Below are 22,498 nucleotides of genomic sequence, written 5' to 3'. Positions count from 1 at the left end.
CGTCGCAAAAACGGATTATGCCTGCTGGCGTAAAAACAGCCCGGCCAGGGCGAGATCCTCGGGCCGGGTCACCTTGATGTTGTCGGCCCTCCCTTCCACCATGCGCACCGCGAAACCCGCCCGCTCCATGGCGGAGGCCTCGTCGGTGATGGCGGCCCCCAGGGCCAGCCCCTCCTCCAGCGCCCGCGTCAAGGGGGCGGTGGGGAACATCTGGGGCGTCAGGGCATGCCAGAGCTGCTCGCGATCCACCGTCGTCACTATGTTGCCGGCGGCATCGGTGCGCTTCATGGTGTCCCGCACCCGGCTGCCGAGGATGGCGCCATCGCACGCCATGGCGGCGGCGATCAGGGCATCGAGATCGGCGTGGCGCAGGCAGGGGCGGGCGGCGTCGTGCACCAGCACCCAGGGCGTCTTGACGACTCGCAGGGCATTGAGCACCGAATAGGCGCGCTCGGCCCCCCCTTCGACCCGCAGGATGCGCGGATCCGCCGCCACCGGCAGTCGTTCGAACCAGTGATCCTGGGGGGAGACGGCGACGATGACCCGCTCAATCGCAGGGTGGCACAATAAAACACCTAGGGTGTGCTCGAGTATGGTCTTGCCTGCCAGCGGCAAGTATTGCTTCGGGCAGTCGGCGCCCATCCGGCTGCCGATGCCGGCGGCCGGCACTATAGCGGTCAGTCCCCGAGGCAGATCAGTCATCGTAGGGCGCTCCGTCCGGTTCCGTGACCTGGTCTTTTTCCTTGGGAATGATCCGGTAGAAGGTTTCACCCTGTTTGATGTAACCCAGATCGTTGCGAGACAGCTCCTCGATGGCCTCGAGGCCCGAGGTCAAATCGTCGATCTCACGGTAAATCAGGTTGTTGCGGTCCTTGAGAACCAGATTGTCCTGCTGCTGCCGATCGATGGCGTTGGAGAGCTCCCGATAGTCGGAGAGGCCGTTCTTCCCCAGCCAGAAGTCATATTGCAGCCCTCCCAACAGGAGGAGCAGGATTAGAGTGAGTAGCCGCATGCACTGAGTCTCCTTCAAGCGGCCTAGTTTCCCATATTCGCAGGCAAGACAAAAGAAAGCCTGTGTTCCAGACTGGCTGGCTCGGAATAAAAAATACGGCGAATGGCGAGAAGGGGGCGGCAGCGGTGGATATAAAAAAGCCCCGCCGAAGTGGCGGGGCTTTCAACAGCTCAAGTGCAGTCAGGCATTAAGCCTGGTTCTTCACTTCTTTCAGACCGCGGAACGGAGCCTTGGCACCCAGGGCTTCTTCGATACGGATCAGCTGGTTGTACTTGGCAACACGGTCAGAACGGCTCATGGAACCGGTCTTGATCTGGCCAGCAGCGGTACCCACGGCCAGGTCGGCGATGGTCGCGTCTTCGGTCTCACCGGAGCGGTGGGAGATGACGGCGGTGTAGCCAGCGTCTTTGGCCATCTTGATGGCGTTCAGGGTCTCGGTCAGGGAACCGATCTGGTTGAACTTGATCAGGATGGAGTTGGCGATGCCGTTGTCGATACCGCGCTTCAGGATCTTGGTGTTGGTTACGAACAGGTCGTCACCCACGATCTGGATCTTGCTGCCCAGTTCCTTGGTCTGGTAGGCGAAGCCTTCCCAGTCGGATTCGTCCAGGCCATCTTCGATGGAGACGATCGGGAACTTGGTGGTCAGGTCGGCCAGGTAGTCGGAGAACTCGTTGGAGGTGAAGGTACGACCCTCGCCCTTCAGGTTGTACTCTTTCTTCTCGGCGTCGTAGAACTCGGACGCGGCGCAGTCCATGGCCAGGGTGATGTCGGTGCCCAGCTTGTAACCGGCAGCGGCAACGGCTTCGGCGATCACTTCCAGCGCTTCGGCGTTGGACTTCAGGTTGGGCGCGAAGCCACCTTCGTCACCCACGGCGGTGGCGTAGCCCTTGGCCTTCAGTACCTTGGCCAGGTTGTGGAACACTTCGGCACCCATGCGGATGGCTTCTTTCAGGGTCTTGGCGCCAACCGGCTGGATCATGAACTCCTGGATGTCGACGTTGTTGTCGGCGTGCTCACCACCGTTGATGATGTTCATCATGGGCAGCGGCATGGAGTAAACGCCCGGGGTACCGTTCAGCTCGGCGATGTGAGCGTACAGCGGCAGGCCCTTGGAGGCGGCAGCAGCCTTGGCGGCAGCCAGAGAAACGGCCAGGATGGCGTTGGCGCCGAACTTGGATTTGTTCTCGGTACCGTCCAGATCGATCATGATCTGGTCCAGAGTGGCCTGGTCCTTGGCATCTTTGCCCAGCAGAGCCTGAGCGATCGGGCCGTTGACGGCTTCGACGGCTTTCAGCACGCCTTTACCCAGGAAACGGCTCTTGTCGCCGTCACGCAGTTCCAGCGCTTCGCGGGAACCGGTGGACGCGCCAGACGGAGCGGCTGCCATACCAACAAAACCACCTTCCAGGTGAACTTCGGCCTCAACGGTCGGGTTACCACGGGAGTCGATGATTTCACGACCGATCACTTTAACGATCTTGGACATGTGTATTTCCTCAGGTTTCGTAAAAAAACAACAAAAATATGCCAAAAAAAGCGGCTGCGGCACAGGGCCTCAACCGCATTTATTTTCAATTACTTCAGATTACGCTTCTGATACTCACCGGCGGCCTTCACGAAGCCGGCGAACAGGGCGTGTCCATCGCGAGGAGTCGAGGTGAACTCCGGGTGGAACTGCGCCGCTACAAACCAAGGGTGATCCGGGATCTCGATAATTTCCACCAGTTTCTTGTCGGCGGAGAGACCGGTCACCTGCAAACCGGCCGCTTCGATCTGCGGCAGCAGCTTGTTGTTCACCTCATAACGGTGACGGTGACGCTCGTAAATGGTCGGGGAACCGTACATCTGACGCACCTTGGAGCCTTCCACCAGGTGGCAGAGCTGGGAACCCAGACGCATGGTGCCCCCCAGATCGGACTTCTCGCTACGGGTCTCGACGTTGCCTTCCTCATCCACCCACTCGGTGATGAGGCCGACCACGGGGAACGGAGAGTCTTTCTTGAATTCGGAGGAGTGTGCACCAGTCATGCCGGCCACGTTGCGGGCGAACTCGATCATGGCGACCTGCATGCCGAGGCAGATACCCAAGTAGGGGATCTTGTTCTCACGGGCATACTGGGCGGCCAGGATCTTGCCTTCCACGCCGCGCTCGCCGAAGCCACCCGGCACCAGGATGGCGTCCAGGCCTTCCAGCAGCTCGGAGCCACGGGTCTCGATGTCCTGGGAGTCGATGTACTTGATGCTGACGGAGAGACGGGTCTTGAGACCGCCGTGCTTCAGGGCCTCGTTGACGGACTTGTAGGCATCCGGCAGGGAGACATACTTGCCCACCATGCCGATGGTCACTTCCGCGGTCGGGTTGGCCTCTTCGAAGACCACCTGCTCCCACTCGGAGAGATCGGCTTCCTTGCACTCCAGACCGAAGCGCTCGGTGAAGTAGGAGTCCAGGTTCTGGGACTTCAGCAGGGCCGGGATCTTGTAGATGGAGTCCACGTCCTTCATGGAGATGACGGCGCGCTCCGGCACGTTGCAGAACAGGGCGATCTTGGCGCGCTCGTTGGCCGGAATGGCGCGATCGGAGCGGCAGATCAGCACATCCGGCTGGATCCCGATGGAGAGCAGCTCCTTCACGGAGTGCTGGGTCGGCTTGGTCTTCACCTCGCCGGCGGCAGCCAGATAGGGAACCAGAGTCAGGTGCATGAACATGGCGTTGTTGCGACCCACTTCGGCCGCCAGCTGACGGATGGCCTCGAGGAACGGCAGGGACTCGATGTCGCCCACGGTACCGCCCACTTCGACGATGGCAACCTGGTGGCCTTCGGCACCGGCAATCACCCGCTCCTTGATGGCGTTGGTGATGTGCGGGATCACCTGGATGGTGGCACCCAGGTAGTCACCACGACGCTCTTTACGCAGCACGTCGGCGTAGATGCGGCCGGTGGTGAAGTTGTTGCGGCGGGTCATCTTGGTGCGGATGAAACGCTCGTAGTGACCCAGATCCAGATCGGTCTCGGCTCCGTCCTCGGTTACGAACACTTCACCATGCTGGGTCGGGCTCATGGTGCCCGGATCCACGTTGATATAGGGGTCCAGTTTCATGATGGTCACATCCAGACCACGGGCTTCCAGAATGGCTGCCAGAGAAGCTGCGGCAATGCCTTTGCCGAGGGATGAAACAACGCCACCAGTCACAAAAATATATTTGGTCGTCATGCTGAACCTGAAAGAAGTTTAGGGAATTTTAAGGGGTGCTTCGGGGATGAAGCAGGACGGGGAAACAGTATACCAAAACCCCCTCTCCCAAACAATGAACAAAAATCTATCAGGCTCCCCGGCCCCCCGTCTTGCGCCAAATCAACTTTGTTCGGTTTCTTTGGCCCTGTCCCAGGCAGCGTCCAGCTTCTCCAGGGTGCAATCGGTCATTTTCAGCCCTTCAGCGGCAATAAACTGCTCAACCTGTCGAAAACGACGCTCGAACTTGGCGTTGGCGGCCCGCAGCACCTGCTCGGGATCCTTGCCCAGATGGCGCACCAGGTTGACGGTGGCAAACAGCAGGTCGCCGAGCTCGTCGCTCACCCGCCCCTCGTCCACATCGACCATCAGCGCCTCTTCCATCACCTCGTCGATCTCCTCGTGGATCTTGTCCACCACGGGGCCGAGGGTCTTCCAGTCGAAACCGACGGTGGCGCAGCGCTTCTGGATCTTGGCGGCCCGGGTCAGGGCCGGCAGCGCCAGCGGGATATCGTCCAGCACGCTCTCTTTGTCCAGCGCCGCCCGCTCCCTGGCCTTCTCGGCCTCCCAGTTCACCTTGACCGCCTGCTCGTCGCCCAGATCTGCGTCGGAGAAGACATGGGGATGGCGGCGGATGAGCTTCTCGCTCACGGTGTCGACGATGTCCGCGAAATCGAACAGCCCCTGCTCCTTGCCGAGCTGGGCGTAGAACACCACCTGAAACAGCAGATCGCCGAGCTCCCCCTTCAACCCTTCCCAATCCTGGGTCTCGATGGCATCGGCCACCTCGTAGGCCTCCTCCAGGGTGTGAGGCACTATGGTCTGGAAGCTCTGCTTGAGATCCCAGGGGCAGCCCCCTTGCGGATCCCGCAGGCGGGCCATGATGTCGAGCAGTTGGGACAGGTCGTAACGTTGGGGCATTGGATCTTCACTTTCGATTCGTTAAATGGGGATGACTCAACATCAGGCCACGCAGCCGGTCAATCTCATGTCGAGCAATTGAGGCAGGTCGTAGCGCTGGGTCATGGGATCTTCACTTTCGATTCGTTGAAAAGGGTCATCAAAAACAACCGGCCACAGGGGCCGGTCGGTCGATATCACAGGCGCTTGGCGCTGATCACGTCGTTGAGCTGGCTGAGCTTGGCGAGCGCCCGGTTGAAGGCGTTGATGTTGTAGATCTCCAGCTCCATGTCGATCTCGGCGGTCTGCTCGCGCACGTTGGAGCGCGAGCGCACACCCATGACGTTGATCTTCTCGTTGGCGAGCACGGTCGTGATGTCACGCAGCAGGCCTGATCTGTCATTGGAGAGGATGCGGATGGTGAGGCCGTAGCCGCCCGAGTAGTTCTCCCCCCAGACCGCATCGATGAGGCGCTCCGGGTTGCGGCGGGTCAGCTCTTTCAACTGTTCGCAGTCATCCCTGTGGATGGAGACGCCGCGACCCATGGTGATGAAGCCCTGGATGCTGTCCCCCGGAATGGGCTGGCAGCAGCGGGCGATGTGGGTCATCAGGTTGCCGACCCCTTCCACTACGATGTGATCCTTGGGCTTGGGGCGGAACGGCACGTTGGCCTTCTGCTCCAGCTTCTCCAGCAGGCGGCGATCCTCTTCCTCCGCCGTCGGCTTGTTGTAGCGGGTGTCCAGGTAGTTGAGCAGCTGGTTGATGCGGATGTCGCCGCTGCCGATGCCCGCCAGCAGATCCTCGAGCTCCTCCGCATGGAAGCGCTCCAGCACCACCTTGTCCACCTTGGAGAGGGTGAGGTTGTGCCTGTCCAGCTCCTTCTCCAGCAGCTCCTTGCCGGCGGCGATGTTCTTGTCCCGATCCAGCTTCCTGAACCAGGTCGCCACCTTGGCCCGCGCCCGGCTGGAGCGCAGGAAGCCGGCGTTCGGGTTCATCCAGTCACGACTCGGGTTCGGCTCCTTCTGGGTGATCACCTCCACCTGGTCACCGGTCTGCAGGGTGTAGGTGAAGGGGACGATGCGGCCGTCTATCTTGGTGCCGATGCAGCGGTGGCCAATCATGCTGTGGACGTGATAGGCGAAGTCGAGCGGGGTGGCACCGGCAGGCAGATCGATCACATCCCCCTTGGGGGTGAAGACATAGACCCTGTCCTCGAACACCTGACTGCGCAGATCGTCCAGCAGGGAGCCGCTCTCCGACAGATCCTCCTGCCAGGCGAGGAGCTTGCGCAGCCACTCGATCTTGTCCTCGAAATTGCTGGTCTTGGCGGCGGCCTGGGCCCCCTCCTTGTAGCGCCAGTGGGCGGCGACGCCGAGCTCCGCATCCTGATGCATCTGCTCGGTGCGGATCTGGATCTCCACCGTCTTGCCCTCTTCCCCCACCACCACGGTATGGATGGACTGGTAGCCGTTGGGCTTGGGGTTGGCGACATAGTCGTCGAATTCGCGGGGAATGTGGTGGAAATGGGTGTGCACTATGCCGAGGGCGGCGTAGCAATCCTGCAGCCGCTTGGTCACCACCCGCACCGCGCGCACATCGAACAGCTCGTTGAATTCGAGATGCTTCTTCTGCATCTTGCGCCAGATGCTGTAGATGTGTTTCGGCCTACCATAGACCTCGGCCTCGACCCCGGCCTCCGCCAGCGCATCCCGCAGGGACTGCACGAACTCGCGGATGTAGCGCTCCCGATCGAGGCGCTTCTCGTCGAGCTGCTTGGCGATCTGCTTGTAGGTGTCCGGGTGCAGGTAACGGAAGGCGAGATCTTCGAGCTCCCACTTGAGCTGACCGATGCCGAGGCGGTTCGCCAGCGGGGCGTAGATGTTGGTGATCTCCTGGGCCATCAGCACCCGGGTCTCCTCATCCGCCTTCTTGGCCTCCCGCAGGCAGGCGATCCGCTCCGCCAGCTTGATCACCACGGCGCGCACGTCCTCGACCATGGCGAGCAGCATGCGGCGGACGTTGTCCACCTGTTCCGGCGAGGTCTCGCTGCGGTGCAGGGTCTGCAGGGAGCGGATGGCTTCCATCTCCAGCACCCCCTCCACCAGCTTGGCGATCTTGGGGCCGAAGTCCTCCTCCACCTTCTCCTGCTTGATGAGACCGGCTTCGACGAAGGGATAGAGGATGGCGGCCTTGAGGGTGGCGAGATCCATGCTGAGCATCAGCAGAATGCCCACCATCTCGACGCCGCGCACCAGCAATCGGTTGGTGAGCCCCTCGTCGCCGAGGGTCAGGCAAAACTGGTAGACGGTTCGCAGCTGATTCTTGTCGCTTTCACTCAACCCGAGTGAACTGACCCACTCTTCGAGGGTGAAGTTGTCCTTCAAATGAATATCGCGTACCGCAACCATGGTATCAATCCTTAAAAGTGTGGGGCCAAAAGCCGTTTGCCCCTCATCAGCTGACGATTGCCTCAAATGGGGATAAATGGTCGACTTTTCAAGGCATATCACCCATCAGGGCAACAGGAGCCTCCCACCTATCAGGCCAATTTTCGACGCTCTAGATTACCCTAATCCCCCCGCTCACACAGCACCAGGCATTCAGGAAAAGGGAGATAAATCCCCATCTCCCCTTCCCGGCATCGGCCATTCAGCTCAGCTCAGCTCAAACAGCGCCATGAACTCCAGATGGCCGCTATATGGGAACCTTTCGGTTACTTCCGTTCGAACAGCGCCATGGACTCCAGATGGCCAGTGTGGGGGAACATGTCCAACATTCCCAGGCGAGTCAGTCGATAACCCTGTTTCACCAGCACCTGGCTGTCGCGGGCCAGGGTGACGGGGTTACAGGAGACATAGACCACCCGTTTCGGGGAAAGTGCCGCCACATGGCCCATCACCTCCAGGGCGCCGGGGCGAGCCGGATCCAGCAGCACCAGGTCGAAACCCTCCCGTGCCCAGGACATGCCCACGATGTCACCGCTGAGGTCCGCCTTGTAGAAGCGGGCGTTGTCGATGCCGTTGCGACGGGCGTTCTCCTGGGCCCGTTCCACCATGGCCAGATCCCCCTCGACCCCCACCACTTCCCGGGCCTGACGGGCTAGGGGCAGGGTGAAGTTGCCGATGCCGCAGAACAGATCCAGCACCTTGTCATCCCGGGTGGCGTCGAGCCAGGCCAGGGCCTGGTTCACCATGCTCTGGTTGATGGGGCCGTTGACCTGGATGAAATCCCCGGGGGCAAATGCAAGAGACAGGCCATCGAGGGAATAGCTCGGCTGGAATTGCTGACGCAGGGGTTCTATCTGCTCGTCCGACGCCTGCAGGTAGAGATCGATCCCCTGCGCTTGCGCGAACTCGATCAGCATGGCCCTGTCGGTTTCGTTCGGCCGGCCGGTGTGGCGCAGCAGCATCATGATCCCCTGTTCGGCCTGGATGAACTCAGCATGGCCCAGCTCGCGCTGGCTCTTGAGGCGATTGAGGCAGTCCCGCAGCGGATTGATGAGGTCGGAGAGCGGCTCGGCCAGCACGGGGCAGCCCTGGATTTCCACCAGGTCATTGGATTGGCGGCGACGGAAACCGACCCGGGTGCAACGGCCGTTCTTGTCAAACTTGATGGCCAGGCGGCAGACCCGGCGGTAGCTGCGGGACTCCCCCTTGAGGACGGGCTCGAGGGGCGGCGCCTGGATGTTGCCGAGACGCTCGAACAGGCTGACCAGCCCGGCCTCCTTGGCCCCTTGCTGATCCGCCTCGGACAGGTGCTGGGCGCTGCAGCCGCCACATTCGCGATAATGGGGGCAGAAGGAGGCGATGCGATTGGCCGCCGGAGTCACTATCTGCTGCAGGACACCGTGGGCGTACTGCTTCTTGTCATCCAGGATGCGAACCTTGACCCGCTCACCGGGCAGCGCCCCTTCGACGAAGATCGCCTTGCCCTGATGACGGCCTACGCCAACACAGTGGTGGTCCAGACTGTCTACCGTAAATTCAATACGTTGGGGCTGGGTGGATTTCTTTTGGGGCTTGAAAAACTGGGCCATAAAACTTGGTGCCTATAGGTGGCTATGTCATGATTGTGGGGTCTGCAGCGGGCCATTGTCCCACAAGAATAATAGTATGACCAAATGCGGCCTCGGGGCCCGTGCTGCCATGACCTTACCCTAATGTCAGTCTTCTTCGTCGGCGGTTGATCAGCATGACCAGATATGGCCCTCACGCCCATGCGGCAATGACCCTCGTATCCGCCCTCATCCCCAACGGGGTATCAGCATGACCAGATATGGCCTCAGAGCCAGGGTACTGGCCTTCACCATATTGCCCACCCTCATCATCGGCGGCCTGATAGCCGGTTACTTCACCTTCCACCGCTATCAGCAACTGGAAAGCAGCCTGATCGATCAGGGCATCAACATCATAGAACCCCTGGCCATCGCCAGTGAGTACGGCATGACCCAACACAGCCGCGAGTCCCTCAAGCGGCTGATCGGGCTCACCCATCGCAAGAATTCCCCCTTCATCAAGTCCATCGCCGTCTTCACCCAGGACAACCAGCTGTTCGTCACCTCCAACTATCACAGGGACTTCGGCCAGCTACGCCTGCCCGATGGCAGCGCCGTCCCCGAGCTCACCAGCGTCTCCTTCAACGGCGATGACATCATATTGCGCACCCCCATCCAGGCCGAGACCAGCCTGGACGGCTTCCCGCTGCCGAGCGATCTGGAGCCGCCGGTGATCGGCTACATCTCCATGCAGCTCGCCACCGACAGGGCCATAGTCCTGCAATACAGAGACGCCTTCTTCGCCGTGGTCATGGTGCTCATCGGCCTGGCCATCAGCACCCTGTTCGGCTTCCGATTGGTGAAGAGCGTGACCCAGCCCATCACCGATATGGTGCAGGCGGTGCACCGGATCAGGGAGGGGCGGCTCGACACCCGGGTCAGCGGCCAGCTCACCGGTGAGCTGGACATGCTGAAGAACGGCATCAACGCCATGGCCAAGGCGCTCTCCGAATATCACGAGGAGATGCAGCAGAACATCGATCAGGCCACCTCGGATCTGCGGGAGACGCTCGAACAGATAGAGATCCAGAACGTCGAGCTCGATATGGCGAAGAAACGGGCCCAGGAGGCGGCACGGGTCAAGTCCGAGTTCCTGGCCAACATGTCCCACGAGTTGCGAACCCCCTTGAACGGCGTCATCGGCTTCACCCGCCAGCTGCTCAAGACCAGCCTGACCCCGAGCCAGACCGACTACATGCAGACCATCGAGAAGTCGGCTCGCAACCTGCTCGGCATCATCAACGACATCCTCGACTTCTCCAAGCTGGAGGCGGGCAAGCTGCAGCTCGAGCACATCCCCTTCAGCCTGCGGGACACCCTGAACGAGACCATGCACCTGCTGGGCCCGAGTGCCCACGACAAGCAGCTGGAGCTCTCCTTGCAGGTGGATGCCGAGGTGCCGGACTACCTCACCGGCGACCCCATGCGCCTGCAGCAGGTGCTGACCAACCTCACCGGCAATGCCATCAAGTTCACCGAACGCGGCAACGTGGACGTGCGCATCGAGCAGCTCGACACCGGTGCTGGCCACCATGGCGGTAAGAAGGTGCGGCTCAGGGTGCTGATCCACGACACCGGCATCGGCATCTCGGAGGAGCAGCAGCGCCAGCTGTTCCAAGCGTTCAACCAGGCCGATTCGTCCATCTCCCGCCGCTATGGTGGCACCGGCCTCGGCCTCGTCATCACCCAGAAGCTGGTGCAGCAGATGGGGGGGCAGATCCGTTTCGAGTCCGAGCTAGGCAAGGGCTCCATCTTCTCCTTCAACCTGGAACTGGACATCTCTCCCCTGCCCCAGACCGAGCGGCTGCCGCTGGATCGCATCCAGGGCAAGCGGGTCTGGCTGCTGGAGCCGGATCCCTTCGCCCACGCCTCGTTGCATGCCCTGCTGGCCGAATGGCAGCTGGACGTGCACTCCCTCGGCATGGACGACGACTGGCCCGAGATGAGCAGTCAGGATCTGGTGATCATCGGCAGCAGCACCCAGCACCCCCCCCAGCAGGTGATCGCCCGCCTCGATGGCCTCGACGGAGCCCAGAACACCATAGTGGTGCTGAGCAGCCACGAGCCCGCCCTGTATGACGCCATGCAGGCCCACGGCGCCCAGCACTGCCTCTCCAAACCCATCAACCACCGCAAGCTGCTGCACGCCCTGCTCACCCCCGAGACGGCCAGAAGCGCCCAGCTGCCCGCCCCCTCGGTTGCCCCCGAGCCGGAGATCAAGGTGCAGGCGATCAAGGTGCTGGCGGTGGACGACAACGCCGCTAACCTCAAGCTCATCGCCGCCATGCTCAAGGAGATGGTGAGCCAGGTGGTGGTGTGCAAGAACGGCAAGGAGGCGGTCAGCCTGGCCCAGAGCCAGCCGTTCGACATCATCTTCATGGACATACAGATGCCCATCATGGATGGCATCAGCGCGACCCAGGCCATTCGTCGCCACTCCCTCAACATGGAAACCCCGATCGTCGCGGTCACCGCCCACGCCATACCGGGGGAACGGGAGCGGCTGATCCGCCAGGGCATGGACGACTATCTGGCCAAACCCATCGACGAGAGCATGCTGCTGCAGCTCATCACCGACTTCGCTCATCGCCGCCACCAGAATCACGGGGATGGGCAGATAGACTGGTCCCTCGCCGTGCGCCAGGCCGCCGGCAAGACGGAGCTGGCCCAGGAGATGCTGACCATGCTGCTGGCCAGCTTCGAGGAGGTGGAGCCCCTGCTGGAGTCCGCGCTGGCGGGAGAGGCCGACGATGCCGAGGTGCTGGCCCAGCTCCACCGTCTCAACGGTGGCTGTGCCTACTCGGGGGTCCCAGGACTGCAACGCCTGCTCTCCCAGCTGGAGCAACAGCTGCGGGATGGCGTGCCGGTGAGCGAGCTGGAGCCCGAGTTGCTGGAGCTGCAGGATGCGCTGGAGCAGGTGCGCCAGGAGGCGCCCCGCTATCTCGAAACGAGTGGCTGACGCGCTTTTTCTGACGCACAGTCCGGTAAATGGTAGAGTTGCGCCGTTTTTTACAGGAGTCAGCATGACCAACAACGATATTCTGCGCCGTCTGCGCTACGCCCTCACCATCAGCAACGATCAGATGGTCGAGATGTTTGCCAAGGGCAACCTGACCGTCACCCATGCCCAGCTGCACGGCTGGTTGCTGAAAGAGGCGGCGGAGGGGGAAGCGCAAGATCCGGGCTTCGTGGCCTGTCCGGATGCGGCGCTGAGCCAGTTCCTCGACGGCTTCATCGCCATCCGGCGTGGTGTGCGTGAGGATGCTCCGCCCCAGGTGATCCCGAACCGGATCAACAACAACCTGATCCTGCGCAAGCTGCGCATCGGCCTGAACTACAAGGAAGAGGACATGCTGGGCACCCTCAAGCTCGCGAACTTCAACCTCTCCAAGTCCGAGCTGAGCGCCCTGTTCCGCGCCCGGGATCACAAGCACTACCAGGACTGCGGGGATCAGATCCTGCGCAACTTCCTGATCGGCCTCACCGCCAAGCATCGCGCTTGACATTAAGCCACGCCTGAGCCATGGACCAGCGCCCCCGCTCACCCTCTGCCCTCATCAGGATGGCCGGTGAGCTGCGCTGGTCGCTCTGCCTGTTACTTCTGCTGCTGACCGCCTGTCAGCCCGCCCCCTATCGCCTCGATACCCGCCATGTCAGCGCCAGTCAAAACGGGCGCATCGCCTTCCTGATCCTGCACTACACGGACGAGGACGATGCCCACTCCCTGCGCCTGCTGACCGAGCCCCGATACAAGGTGAGTGCCCACTATCTGGTGCCGCGCGATACCGACCAGCACCCGCTGCCGGTCTACCAGCTGGTGCCGGACAGCCAGCGCGCCTGGCATGCCGGCCGCAGCCGCTGGCACCAGTACGCCGGACTCAACGCCAGCTCGCTGGGCATAGAGATAGTGAATCTGGGGTACGACGAGCAAGAAGCCGAACTCCCCACCCACCTGCGTCACTGGCAGCCCTTCACCCGGGCCCAGATCGCCGCCATCGGTGCCCTGGCTCGGGATCTGGTCCGGCGTTACGACATACCCCCGACTCAGGTGCTGGCCCACAGCGACATAGCCCCCGAGCGCAAGCAGGATCCCGGCCCCCTCTTCCCCTGGCGCGAGCTTGCCCTGGACTACGGGGTCGGCGCCTGGCCCGACGAGGCCAGGGTCGCGGCCCTGCGCCAGTCGCTCCCCGTCTGGGATGCTCTCCTGTGGCAGCAACAGCTCGCCCGCTACGGCTATGGCATCACCCCAAGCGGTGACTGGGATGAGCAGAGCCGGGCCGTGCTGCGCGCCTTCCAGCTGCACTTCCGTCCCGGCCTAGTCACCGGCGAACCGGATGAGGAATCTCAGGCCATCCTGATGGCCCTGCTGGAGCGGTATTATCCCGAATAGACCCCAAGCACCAGAAACAACAAGGGACGCCGTGGCGTCCCTTGTTTCTCTCGGTCTGACGAGCAGGCATCAGATCCCTTGGCGGGCTTCCTGCATTAGCAGACGCATGTCGCTCACCGCCTTGGCCAGGCCGTCGAAGGCGGCACGGCCTATGATGGCGTGGCCGATGTTGAGCTCATAGAGCTCTGGGATAGCGGCGATGGCCTTGACGTTGTGGTAGTGCAGGCCGTGGCCGGCGTTGACCTTCAGGCCCTTGCCGGCGGCATAGGAGGCACCGGCGGCGATGCGCTTGAACTCGGCGTTGCGCTCCCCATCCGTGGTGGCATCGGCGTAGCGACCGGTGTGGATCTCGATGAAGGGAGCGCCACTCGCGGCGGCCGCATCGATCTGCAGCGGATCCGCATCGATGAACAGGGAGACCTGGGCACCGACTGCGGCCAGACGGATCACCGCATCCGTCACCTTGTCCAGCTGGCCGGCCACATCCAGGCCGCCTTCAGTGGTCACCTCGGTGCGCTTCTCCGGCACCAGGCAGACGAACTGGGGCTGGATGCGGCAGGCGATGCCGATCATCTCCTCGGTCACCGCCATCTCCAGGTTCATCCTGGTCTGGATGGTCTGGCGCAGGATCTCCACGTCCCGGTCGGTGATGTGGCGGCGATCTTCCCGCAGGTGCACAGTGATGCCATCGGCACCGGCCTGCTCGGCCACGAAGGCGGCCTGTACCGGATCCGGGTACTGGGTGCCGCGGGCATTGCGCAGGGTGGCGATGTGGTCGATGTTCACGCCCAGGTAGATCTCGCTCATTGATTACTCCTTGAAAATACGTCTGTTAACTGTGCGGCTGTCGCCTTGGCGCCAGCCCCGATATCCGTATGTCAGCCTTGCGTGCTGGCTCTGCGTTTTAAAAACAGCCCCCGACTCTTCCACTGACGTGTTCCCAGAAACATGGGTGGTTGCAACGCCAGCCGATGTCAGCCTCATGCACTCGCTTTTCGCTTTAAAAACAGCTCCCGACTCTTCAACTGGCGCTTCCCCAGATAGGGTTGCAGCGCCAGCCGGCTGAAACGCTTGGCCGCCTGTAGCAAGGGAGGGCTGTCGAAGCGCCCCTCGGCGAAGGCCAGCAGGTGGGCGCCGAGGAACAGGGTACGGGGATCCGGCGCCCGCTCGCAAGCCACAAAGCCGAGCTCCCGCTCGAAGCCGTAGAGCTGCTCGGGCTGGATGGGGGACTCGTCGTCGGCGGCGTATTCGAAGTCCACCGCATAGCCGAGCGCCTGCAGCAGCAGGAACTCGAAGCGGCGCAGGGGCAGCTCAGGAGTCTCGCCGTCCGCCAGGGCCATGATGGCACGGGCATAGGCGTCGAACACCTCGGGGAAGGGGGTATGGGCTTCGAGCAGGTAGTAGACCAGCTCGTTGAGATAGAGGCCGTAGAACAGCCGATCGCCGCCGAGCCGCAGGGAGTGATCCGGACACTCCACCTGGGTGAGGTTCTTGAGATCCCCCTTGCCGCGCCAGGCGATGGTGAGCAGGGAGAAGGGTTGCAGCAGCCCCTTCAGAGAGGAGCGTGGCCCGCGAGAACCGCGAGCCACCAGGGTAAATCGGCCACTATCCTGGGTGAATACTTCGACCAGCTGGCTGGTCTCCCGATAGGGCCGACTGTGGATGACGAAAGCCGGACTCAGCAATCGCTCATCGCCACTTAGTCATCGCCATAGCCGAGACTGCGCAGGGCGCGCTCGTCATCGGCCCAGCCGGATTTGACCTTGACCCAGAGCTCCAGGTGCACCTTGTTCTGGAACAGACGCTCCATGTCGAGGCGCGCCTCTGTGCCGATCGTCTTGATCTTCTCACCCTTGTTGCCGATGACCATCTTCTTCTGGCCATCGCGCTCCACCAGGATCAGGCCATGGATATGGTACAGACCGTTCTCTTCGACCTTGAAGCGCTCGATCTCCACGGTCACCGAGTAGGGCAGCTCCTCACCGGTGAAACGCATCAGCTTCTCGCGGATGATCTCGGAGGCCATGAAGCGGGACGAGCGGTCGGTCACGTAGTCTTCCGGGAAGAAGTGGACGTTCTCCGGCAGCAGATCCTTGGCCCACTCGCGGATCTTCTCCACGTTGGTGCCCTTCTCGGCGCTGATGGGCAGGATATGGGCGAAGTTCATCTGCTGGCCCAGCCACTCCAGATGGGGGAGCAGATCCTCCTTCTCCTTGACGTTGTCGATCTTGTTGACCGCCAGCACCACGGGGCACTTGAGGTGGCGCAACTTGCCGAGCACCATCTCGTCGTCCTTGGTCCAGTGGGTCCCGTCCACCATGAACACCACCATGGCCACGTCCCCGAGGGAGCTGGTGGCGGCGCGGTTCATCAGGCGGTTGATGGCCCGCTTCTCTTCGATGTGCAGACCAGGGGTATCGACGTAGATGGTCTGATAGTTCTCCTCGGTGTCTATCCCCAAAATCCGGTGACGGGTGGTCTGGGGTTTCTTCGAGGTGATGCTGACCTTCTGGCCAAGCAGCTTATTCAGCAGGGTGGACTTGCCCACGTTGGGGCGGCCCACGATGGCGACAAAGCCGCAGTAGGTGTTATCTGTCATGACAATCTTTCCAATGCTTGCTGCGCCGCGGCCTGTTCGGCCTTGCGACGGCTGGTGCCGACCCCGACCAGCGGACCATCCAGACCATCCACCTCGCACTGGACGGTGAACTCCTGGTTGTGGGCCTCGCCCTTGACGTTGGTCACCGTATAGGTCGGCAGGGATTTGCGGCTTCCCTGCAAGATCTCCTGCAGACGGGTCTTGGGATCCTTCTGCTCTATGCCCGGTTTGATCTCCTCCAGGCGGCTGGCGTACCAGCCGAGCAACAGGGCCCGCACCGTCTCCAAATTGGTATCCAGATAGATGGCGCCGATCACCGCCTCGACCGTGTCGGCCAGGATCGACTCACGGCGAAAACCGCCGCTCTTGAGCTCACCCGGCCCCAGGATCAGGTGATCCCCGAGATCGAACTCCCGGCCGAGTTCGGCCAGGGTCTTCTCCCGCACCAGGGTGGCGCGCATCCGGCTGAGATCCCCTTCCGCCGCTTGCGGGAAGCGGTGGAAGAGGTCATCGGCAATCACCAGACTCAGGATGGAGTCACCCAGGAATTCCAGTCGCTCGTTGTGACGGGAACCGGCGCTGCGGTGAGTCAACGCCCGGGTCAGTCGTTCTTGATCCTGAAAGACATGCCCGAGACGGGACTGCAGTCTGTTCATCTTGATATTCATTTACTTGATTCCGCCAATGCGGTTGAAGCGCACACCGGTCGGCACCCAGCTTGGCAAGCTGGAACCGTCCTCGCGCTCGAATTCGAAACTGATCCAGATGGCGACCGCCTTGCCCACCAGGTTCTCCTCGGGCACGAAGCCCCAGAAGCGACTGTCGGTGCTGTTGTCGCGGTTGTCGCCCATCACGAAGTAGTGGCCTTCCGGCACCACCCACTCATCGGGGTAGGTGCCCGGCTGGCGATAGTAGCGATCCACCAGATCCGGCATGAGCGGATTGCGCAGGGTTTCGTGAGAGACGGTGCCCAGCTGCTCGGTGTACCGATCCAGCGGGATCCCCATCTGGCTGAACTCACCACGCTGTTCAAACTTGACGTCGAGCTTCTTGAAGCCCGGGCACGTTTTCCCTGCCTGCTCATCGCACTTGGGCCGGATCATCAGCTCCTTGTTGCGATAGATGACCCTGTCCCCCGGCATGCCGACCACGCGCTTGATGTAGTCGACGCGGGTATCCAGCGGATACTTGAACACCACCACATCCCCACGCTTGGGCTCGCCGGTCTCGAGGAACTTGGTGTTGCTCACCGGATCCCGCAAGCCATAGGCAAACTTCTCAACCAGGATGAAGTCCCCCACCAGCAGGGTGGGCATCATGGAGCCGGAAGGGATCTGGAACGGCTCGAAGATGAAGGAGCGCAGGATCAGCACCAGAGCGATGACCGGGAAGACACCGCCGGTCTGTTCGATCCAGACCGGCATGGGGGCCACCTTGGCCAGGGTCTTCTCGTCCACGTTCGGGCCGGCATTGGCACGGGCCGCCGCTATCTTGGCCGCCCGTTGCTTGGACCAGACCAGCTTGTCAACGGTCCAGATGATGCCGGTCAGGATGGTGACGACGACGAGGATCAGGGAAAAGGTGCTTGCCATCGATTAGTCCTTGCCTACGTGGAGGATAGCGAGGAAGGCCTCTTGCGGCACGTCGACACGGCCGAGGGACTTCATCCGCTTCTTGCCTTCTTTCTGCTTGTTCAGCAGCTTCTTCTTACGGCTCACGTCACCGCCGTAGCACTTGGCAGTCACGTCCTTGCGCAGGGCCTTGACCGTGCTGCGGGCGATGATCTGGTTGCCGATAGAGGCCTGAATCGCGATATCGAACATCTGGCGCGGGATCAGCTCACGCATCTTCTCCACCACCTGGCGACCGCGGAACTGGGCGTTCTCCTTGTGGGTGATGATGGCCAGGGCGTCGACCCGCTCACCGTTGATCATGATGTCGAGGCGCACCATGTCGGAGGTTTCGAAGCGCTTGAAGCCGTAATCCAGGGAGGCGTAGCCGCGGCTGGTGGACTTCAGGCGGTCGAAGAAGTCGAGCACCACTTCCGCCATGGGGATTTCGTAGGTCAGCGCCACCTGCTTGCCGTGATAGACCATGTTGGTCTGCACGCCACGCTTCTCGATACAGAGGGTGATGACGTTGCCCATGTACTCCTGCGGCAGCAAGATGTTGCACTCGGCGATGGGCTCGCGCATCTCTTTGATGTTGTTGACCGCCGGCATCTGGGCCGGGCTGTCGATATGGATGGTCTCGCCGTTGTTCAGCTCGATCTGGTAGACCACGGTCGGGGCCGTGGTGATGAGGTCCAGATCGTACTCCCGCTCCAGCCGCTCCTGGATGATCTCCATGTGCAGCATGCCGAGGAAGCCACAACGGAAGCCGAAGCCGAGCGCGGTGGAGCTCTCCGGTTCATAGAACAGGGAGGCATCGTTCAGGGAGAGCTTCTCCAGGGCATCACGGAAGGACTCGTAGTCGTCGCTGGAGATGGGGAACAGACCCGCATAGACCTGAGGCTTCACCTTCTTGAAGCCCGCCAGCGCCTTGTCGGCACCGTGCTTCGCCAGGGTCAGGGTATCACCCACAGGGGCGCCGTGGATGTCCTTGATACCGCAGACGACCCAACCTACCTCGCCACAACCCAGGCCCTGGGTATCCACCTGCTTGGGGGTGAAGATACCGATGCGATCCACGCCCCACACCTGACCGGTGCTCATGACCTTGATCTTGTCGTTCTTCTTGAGGGAACCGTTCTTGATCCGCACCAGGGAGACGACACCCAGGTAGGAGTCGAACCAGGAGTCGATGATCAACGCCTGCAGCGGGGCATCGGGATCCCCTTCCGGCGCCGGGATGCGGGCCACGATCTCTTCGAGCACCAGATCCACACCGAGGCCAGTCTTGGCGGAGCAGCGCACCGCGTCCACAGCGTCGATGCCGACGATGTCTTCGATCTCTTCGGCGACCCGCTCGGGTTCGGCGGCCGGCAGGTCGATCTTGTTCAGCACCGGCACCACTTCCAGATCCATTTCCATGGCGGTGTAGCAGTTGGCCAGAGTCTGTGCCTCAACCCCCTGACCGGCATCCACCACCAGCAGCGCCCCTTCACAGGCAGCCAGGGAGCGAGAAACCTCGTAGGAGAAATCCACGTGGCCCGGGGTGTCGATAAAGTTCAGCTGATAGGTGTTACCGTCTTGTGCCTGGTAGTTCAGGGTCACACTCTGTGCCTTGATGGTAATGCCGCGCTCGCGCTCCAGGTCCATGGAGTCCAGCACCTGAGCCTGCATCTCGCGGTCGGACAGGCCGCCACAAGTCTGGATCAGACGGTCCGACAAGGTCGATTTACCGTGGTCGATGTGCGCAATAATCGAGAAGTTACGAATGTGTTTCATCGAGCAAGAATCACTCAAAATTAAGTTAGGGTCGGATATGAGGGCAGGATTTTACTGGATAACCCGGTCGACGGCCAATCTTTAGTCGACGAAGGCCCGGAAATAGCGCCCTGGCGACCATTTATCGCGCCAGGGCCTGGAGCCGCAGTAAAACTTGCCAGTCAGGAGAGGTGGCGGGTGCTCAGCACCACACCGAGCATGCGGGGGCCATATTCCCCCTGCTCCAGTCTTGCGGAAAAGTAACGAACCAGTAAAAAACCCAGGGTTCCTCCCAGCAGGCAACTGAGGATGGTGACTCCTTCCCCCGCCGAGAGCAAGGGTGCCAGCCAGAGTTGACCCAGCAGGGCGCCCAGCAGCAGGCAGAACAGCGGCAGCACATAGACCAGGGCCGCCCCGCGCAGAATGCTCGCCTGGGGGATGCCGAGGCGGATCTGCTGGCCGACCATCACCTCCCCATTGAGGGCCACCTTGAGTCGCTGGGACTTCATCGGAAAAGCCTTGGCCACGGTACCTGTGCCGCAGTTGGACTGCTGGTGGCAACCGCTGCAGGCGGAGCGTCGTTCACACTCCACCCAGGCATAGTCCCCTTCGATGGCCACGACTGTCGCCAGCTCTTCGCTCATGTTACTCACCTGACGACTCCAGATTAACAGCCATGGATTTATCCAATCTGAACACGCCCGACTCGCCTCGGCAAGTGGAATGAGAACGACTCGCCATGGGATTACTGCACGGCCTCGTTGCGGGCCAGGGGTTGCACCGACTCGGCGATGCGTTTGGCGGTCTCGGCCGGCACCTCACCCACCACTGTGATCTCCACCCCCACCTCGTTGACATAACTCACCAATGAGGTGGCCCCCTGCCGAATAAGCTGCTGGCGCACCGCCTGCTTGGGGTCGACCCGGGCGACGTAGACGGAGAGGTCCACCACGCCATCGGAGAGCATCATGTAGTCCACCGGCAAACTGGTACTGACCAGCTGGTGCCTGTCCTGAGAGAGCACCTTGAAGCCGCTCGGCAGCCAGGTGAGGTGCCAGGCCAGAGTCTGCTGGGGCGTCGGATAGGCATCCTCCAGGGTCAGCGCCTCCGGCAGCTTGCTCTTGGCCAGGGTCACCAACCAGGGGGCCGGTGCAGACTGCCTGTCCAGATCCACCCCCAGCACCTGCTCCACCAGATTGCCTTCCCGATCGACCATGTCGATGCGCAGCAGCAGGTGGCTCTGCTCGTCGATCCAGAGCACGAAACCGTACTTGTCCGCCTCTTTCGGGACCAGCCTCACCACCTGGGCCACCAGACCGGCGACCCGGCTGCGACCCGCCAACACGGGATCATAGCTCTCCAGCACCCTGGACAGCGGCATCTTCACCAGGGTCGACCAGACGCCGGGGAAACGGGCGCCTTTCAGGGTGTAGGGCTCGTGGGTGTTCTCGAAGAAGGTGTACTCGTTCTGGCGCTGCAGGTATTCCACCGTCTTGCCGTCGAGATAGCTCAGGTGAGCCACCTCCTTGCCATCGATGACCCCATGGCTGATGCGGATGGGTTCGAGGCGACCCTGGCGGGCCTTGACCATGGATAACTCGAAGTTCTGTTGTGAAACGGCACTCTGCATCTGCTGCAACAAGGCCTCGGCCGACTGATCGTCGGCCGAGGCCTTGGCACAAATCAACAGAAGAGAGGCCAGCAGGATACGGCTGGACTGTCGCACGGTCTGATCCCTAAAAATGCGTTATTCCTGGATCTGCTTGTCTTGCAGCAGACGTTGTTGCAGCTGGTGGTCCCGCAGGAAGGCATTGACTCGCTCGCGCTGCTCTTGCATCTGCTGCTCGTTCAGCCCTTGCTGGCGAGTCGTGGCGCGATTGCCCTCTTGCGGATAGTGGACGCTGACGGGAGTGGCGCTGCCACCAACGGGGATTGTGTTGAGCACGGGGTTGTTCGGCACACCGTCCTGCCCCTGATACTGCTGCACCCCGAAGATGACGGCGGCAGCCACGGAAGCGGCGATGGCATATTGCCCCACCTGCTGGCCGAAGCGGCGAAGCAGCGGTATCACTTTGGCACCGGTTTTCACCCCGGGAGCAGTTGAAGGCGCCGGCGCGGGAGCCAGTATGGTGGGTTCGTCTTCCAGCGCCAGCATGATGCTGTCGCTGAGATCCAGTTGCAGATTGACCGGCAGGTCACCCCGCATGGCATCACCGATCAGATGGTAACGAGACCAGGTATCTTGCATGGCGGGATCCGTTCCCAGCTCATTCAGTACCTTTATCTCGCTCAGGTCGCCATCCATCAGGGCTGAGATTTGCTCTTTATTTGCCATAAGTTTGCCTGTCTTTCCCCAGTTTAATTCTCGATCAGAGGTTGCAGCTTTTTGTCGATTGCTTCCCTCGCCCGGAAGATACGGGATCTCACCGTACCCACAGGGCAATCCATGATCTCTGCAATCTCTTCGTAGCTCAGCCCTTCCAGTTCACGAAGGGTGATCGCTGTTCTCAAGTCTTCCGGCAAGGCTTCTATGGCGGTGAACACGGTGCGCTTGATCTCATCGGTAAGCGTCAGGTTCTCCGGGGTAGCCACCTCTTGCAAGGCTTCGCCCCCACCATAGTATTCAGCCTCATCGGCTTCGACATCACTGCTGGGCGGTCTGCGCCCTTGTGAGGTCAGGTAATTTTTGGCCGTATTGACGGCGATCCGGTACAACCAGGTGTAAAACGCGCTCTCGCCACGGAATGTCGGCAACGCACGGTAAGCCTTGATGAAAGCCTCCTGCGCCACATCCGGCACATCGCCCGGATTGTTGACATACCTGGCCACCAGATTGACCACCTTATGCTGGTATTTCTTTACCAGCAGGTTGAATGCATTTTTATCGCCACGCTGGACCCGTTCAACCAGCTGTTCGTCCAGTAGATTCTGGTCGCTCATC

The 22,498-nt window shown here is 61.6% G+C and carries 20 protein-coding genes; 3 read left to right on the top strand and 17 right to left on the bottom strand.

Annotation, left to right across the window (positions count from 1 at the left end):
- Window positions 1–15: 15 nt before the first annotated feature.
- From ispD to rlmD, 7 genes are all read right to left on the bottom strand, one after another.
- Entirely contained in the window at window positions 16–702 is a 687-nt protein-coding gene (gene ispD / locus ACT5M9_RS15415; protein ID WP_457982353.1) for a 2-C-methyl-D-erythritol 4-phosphate cytidylyltransferase, read from the bottom strand.
- Entirely contained in the window at window positions 695–1,012 is a 318-nt protein-coding gene (gene ftsB / locus ACT5M9_RS15410) for a cell division protein FtsB (RefSeq protein ID WP_457982351.1), read from the bottom strand. Before ftsB ends, ispD begins: the two co-directional genes overlap by 8 nt.
- A 187-nt stretch (window positions 1,013–1,199) precedes the next feature.
- Window positions 1,200–2,501 carry a phosphopyruvate hydratase gene (gene eno, locus ACT5M9_RS15405; protein ID WP_457982350.1) on the bottom strand — a complete coding sequence of 434 codons (1,302 nt, stop codon included), beginning with the start codon at window positions 2,499–2,501 and terminating at the stop codon, window positions 1,200–1,202.
- Window positions 2,502–2,590: 89 nt separating this feature from the next.
- A complete protein-coding gene (pyrG, locus tag ACT5M9_RS15400; protein ID WP_438549206.1) occupies window positions 2,591–4,228 on the bottom strand; it encodes a glutamine hydrolyzing CTP synthase in 1,638 nt (545 codons plus the stop codon).
- Between the two features lie 141 nt (window positions 4,229–4,369).
- Entirely contained in the window at window positions 4,370–5,167 is a 798-nt protein-coding gene (gene mazG / locus ACT5M9_RS15395) for a nucleoside triphosphate pyrophosphohydrolase (protein WP_457982349.1), read from the bottom strand.
- A gap of 176 nt (window positions 5,168–5,343) precedes the next feature.
- Entirely contained in the window at window positions 5,344–7,554 is a 2,211-nt protein-coding gene (gene relA, locus ACT5M9_RS15390) for a GTP diphosphokinase (RefSeq protein WP_457982348.1), read from the bottom strand.
- Between the two features lie 305 nt (window positions 7,555–7,859).
- Window positions 7,860–9,182, bottom strand: a complete 1,323-nt coding sequence (gene rlmD, locus ACT5M9_RS15385) for a 23S rRNA (uracil(1939)-C(5))-methyltransferase RlmD (protein WP_457982347.1) — start codon at window positions 9,180–9,182, stop codon at window positions 7,860–7,862.
- Window positions 9,183–9,411: 229 nt separating this feature from the next.
- On the opposite strand from rlmD, the gene barA reads away from it, so the two are divergent.
- The 3 genes from barA to ACT5M9_RS15370 all read left to right on the top strand — a co-directional run bounded on the left by barA (window position 9,412) and on the right by ACT5M9_RS15370 (window position 13,590).
- Window positions 9,412–12,159 carry a two-component sensor histidine kinase BarA gene (barA, locus tag ACT5M9_RS15380; RefSeq protein WP_438549210.1) on the top strand — a complete coding sequence of 916 codons (2,748 nt, stop codon included), beginning with the start codon at window positions 9,412–9,414 and terminating at the stop codon, window positions 12,157–12,159.
- A gap of 64 nt (window positions 12,160–12,223) precedes the next feature.
- Entirely contained in the window at window positions 12,224–12,703 is a 480-nt protein-coding gene (locus tag ACT5M9_RS15375; protein WP_438549211.1) for a YehS family protein, read from the top strand.
- Window positions 12,704–12,723: 20 nt separating this feature from the next.
- Window positions 12,724–13,590, top strand: coding sequence for an N-acetylmuramoyl-L-alanine amidase (locus tag ACT5M9_RS15370; RefSeq protein WP_457982346.1), 867 nt, complete (start codon window positions 12,724–12,726; stop codon window positions 13,588–13,590).
- A 69-nt stretch (window positions 13,591–13,659) separates the two neighbouring features.
- On the opposite strand, the gene pdxJ is transcribed toward ACT5M9_RS15370, so the two are convergent.
- The 10 genes from pdxJ to rpoE all read right to left on the bottom strand — a co-directional run bounded on the left by pdxJ (window position 13,660) and on the right by rpoE (window position 22,497).
- Window positions 13,660–14,397, bottom strand: a complete 738-nt coding sequence (gene pdxJ / locus ACT5M9_RS15365) for a pyridoxine 5'-phosphate synthase (protein WP_457982345.1) — start codon at window positions 14,395–14,397, stop codon at window positions 13,660–13,662.
- Between the two features lie 173 nt (window positions 14,398–14,570).
- On the bottom strand, window positions 14,571–15,275 hold the full coding sequence (gene recO / locus ACT5M9_RS15360) for a DNA repair protein RecO (RefSeq protein WP_457982344.1): 705 nt from the start codon (window positions 15,273–15,275) through the stop codon (window positions 14,571–14,573).
- Between the two features lie 14 nt (window positions 15,276–15,289).
- Window positions 15,290–16,189 (bottom strand): GTPase Era, encoded by a 900-nt coding sequence (gene era, locus ACT5M9_RS15355; RefSeq protein ID WP_457982343.1) that lies wholly within the window; start codon window positions 16,187–16,189, stop codon window positions 15,290–15,292.
- Window positions 16,186–16,857 (bottom strand): ribonuclease III, encoded by a 672-nt coding sequence (gene rnc, locus ACT5M9_RS15350; protein ID WP_457982342.1) that lies wholly within the window; start codon window positions 16,855–16,857, stop codon window positions 16,186–16,188. Before rnc ends, era begins: the two co-directional genes overlap by 4 nt.
- Complete coding sequence (gene lepB / locus ACT5M9_RS15345) at window positions 16,858–17,781, bottom strand: signal peptidase I (RefSeq protein ID WP_457982341.1); 924 nt, start codon at window positions 17,779–17,781, stop codon at window positions 16,858–16,860.
- Window positions 17,782–17,784: 3 nt separating this feature from the next.
- Complete coding sequence (gene lepA / locus ACT5M9_RS15340; RefSeq protein ID WP_438549218.1) at window positions 17,785–19,578, bottom strand: translation elongation factor 4; 1,794 nt, start codon at window positions 19,576–19,578, stop codon at window positions 17,785–17,787.
- A 161-nt stretch (window positions 19,579–19,739) separates the two neighbouring features.
- Window positions 19,740–20,201: a SoxR reducing system RseC family protein gene (locus ACT5M9_RS15335; protein ID WP_456502420.1), complete on the bottom strand. Its 462-nt coding sequence runs from the start codon at window positions 20,199–20,201 to the stop codon at window positions 19,740–19,742.
- Window positions 20,202–20,302: 101 nt separating this feature from the next.
- Window positions 20,303–21,283 carry a MucB/RseB family sigma factor regulatory protein gene (locus ACT5M9_RS15330; RefSeq protein ID WP_438549220.1) on the bottom strand — a complete coding sequence of 327 codons (981 nt, stop codon included), beginning with the start codon at window positions 21,281–21,283 and terminating at the stop codon, window positions 20,303–20,305.
- Between the two features lie 21 nt (window positions 21,284–21,304).
- Complete coding sequence (locus ACT5M9_RS15325; RefSeq protein WP_457982340.1) at window positions 21,305–21,892, bottom strand: sigma-E factor negative regulatory protein; 588 nt, start codon at window positions 21,890–21,892, stop codon at window positions 21,305–21,307.
- Window positions 21,893–21,915: 23 nt separating this feature from the next.
- Window positions 21,916–22,497 (bottom strand): RNA polymerase sigma factor RpoE, encoded by a 582-nt coding sequence (gene rpoE / locus ACT5M9_RS15320; RefSeq protein ID WP_349921000.1) that lies wholly within the window; start codon window positions 22,495–22,497, stop codon window positions 21,916–21,918.
- Between the last annotated feature and the right edge of the window lies 1 nt (window position 22,498).

The organism is Aeromonas sp. AE23HZ002T15 (assembly GCF_054165525.2).
Note: the sequence above shows the minus strand (reverse complement) of the source record. Positions and strands in the feature narration are given on the sequence as shown.

Excerpts from the sequence above, each read along its gene's own strand:
- ispD (WP_457982353.1), bottom strand. The coding sequence starts at position 702 with ATGACTGATCTGCCTCGGGGACTGACCGCTATAGTGCCGGCCGCCGGC.
- ftsB (WP_457982351.1), bottom strand. The coding sequence starts at position 1,012 with ATGCGGCTACTCACTCTAATCCTGCTCCTCCTGTTGGGAGGGCTGCAA.
- eno (WP_457982350.1), bottom strand. The coding sequence starts at position 2,501 with ATGTCCAAGATCGTTAAAGTGATCGGTCGTGAAATCATCGACTCCCGT.
- pyrG (WP_438549206.1), bottom strand. The coding sequence starts at position 4,228 with ATGACGACCAAATATATTTTTGTGACTGGTGGCGTTGTTTCATCCCTC.
- mazG (WP_457982349.1), bottom strand. The coding sequence starts at position 5,167 with ATGCCCCAACGTTACGACCTGTCCCAACTGCTCGACATCATGGCCCGC.
- relA (WP_457982348.1), bottom strand. The coding sequence starts at position 7,554 with ATGGTTGCGGTACGCGATATTCATTTGAAGGACAACTTCACCCTCGAA.
- rlmD (WP_457982347.1), bottom strand. The coding sequence starts at position 9,182 with ATGGCCCAGTTTTTCAAGCCCCAAAAGAAATCCACCCAGCCCCAACGT.
- barA (WP_438549210.1), top strand. The coding sequence starts at position 9,412 with ATGACCAGATATGGCCTCAGAGCCAGGGTACTGGCCTTCACCATATTG.
- ACT5M9_RS15375 (WP_438549211.1), top strand. The coding sequence starts at position 12,224 with ATGACCAACAACGATATTCTGCGCCGTCTGCGCTACGCCCTCACCATC.
- ACT5M9_RS15370 (WP_457982346.1), top strand. The coding sequence starts at position 12,724 with ATGGACCAGCGCCCCCGCTCACCCTCTGCCCTCATCAGGATGGCCGGT.
- pdxJ (WP_457982345.1), bottom strand. The coding sequence starts at position 14,397 with ATGAGCGAGATCTACCTGGGCGTGAACATCGACCACATCGCCACCCTG.
- era (WP_457982343.1), bottom strand. The coding sequence starts at position 16,189 with ATGACAGATAACACCTACTGCGGCTTTGTCGCCATCGTGGGCCGCCCC.
- rnc (WP_457982342.1), bottom strand. The coding sequence starts at position 16,857 with ATGAATATCAAGATGAACAGACTGCAGTCCCGTCTCGGGCATGTCTTT.
- lepB (WP_457982341.1), bottom strand. The coding sequence starts at position 17,781 with ATGGCAAGCACCTTTTCCCTGATCCTCGTCGTCGTCACCATCCTGACC.
- lepA (WP_438549218.1), bottom strand. The coding sequence starts at position 19,578 with ATGAAACACATTCGTAACTTCTCGATTATTGCGCACATCGACCACGGT.
- ACT5M9_RS15335 (WP_456502420.1), bottom strand. The coding sequence starts at position 20,201 with ATGAGCGAAGAGCTGGCGACAGTCGTGGCCATCGAAGGGGACTATGCC.
- ACT5M9_RS15325 (WP_457982340.1), bottom strand. The coding sequence starts at position 21,892 with ATGGCAAATAAAGAGCAAATCTCAGCCCTGATGGATGGCGACCTGAGC.
- rpoE (WP_349921000.1), bottom strand. The coding sequence starts at position 22,497 with ATGAGCGACCAGAATCTACTGGACGAACAGCTGGTTGAACGGGTCCAG.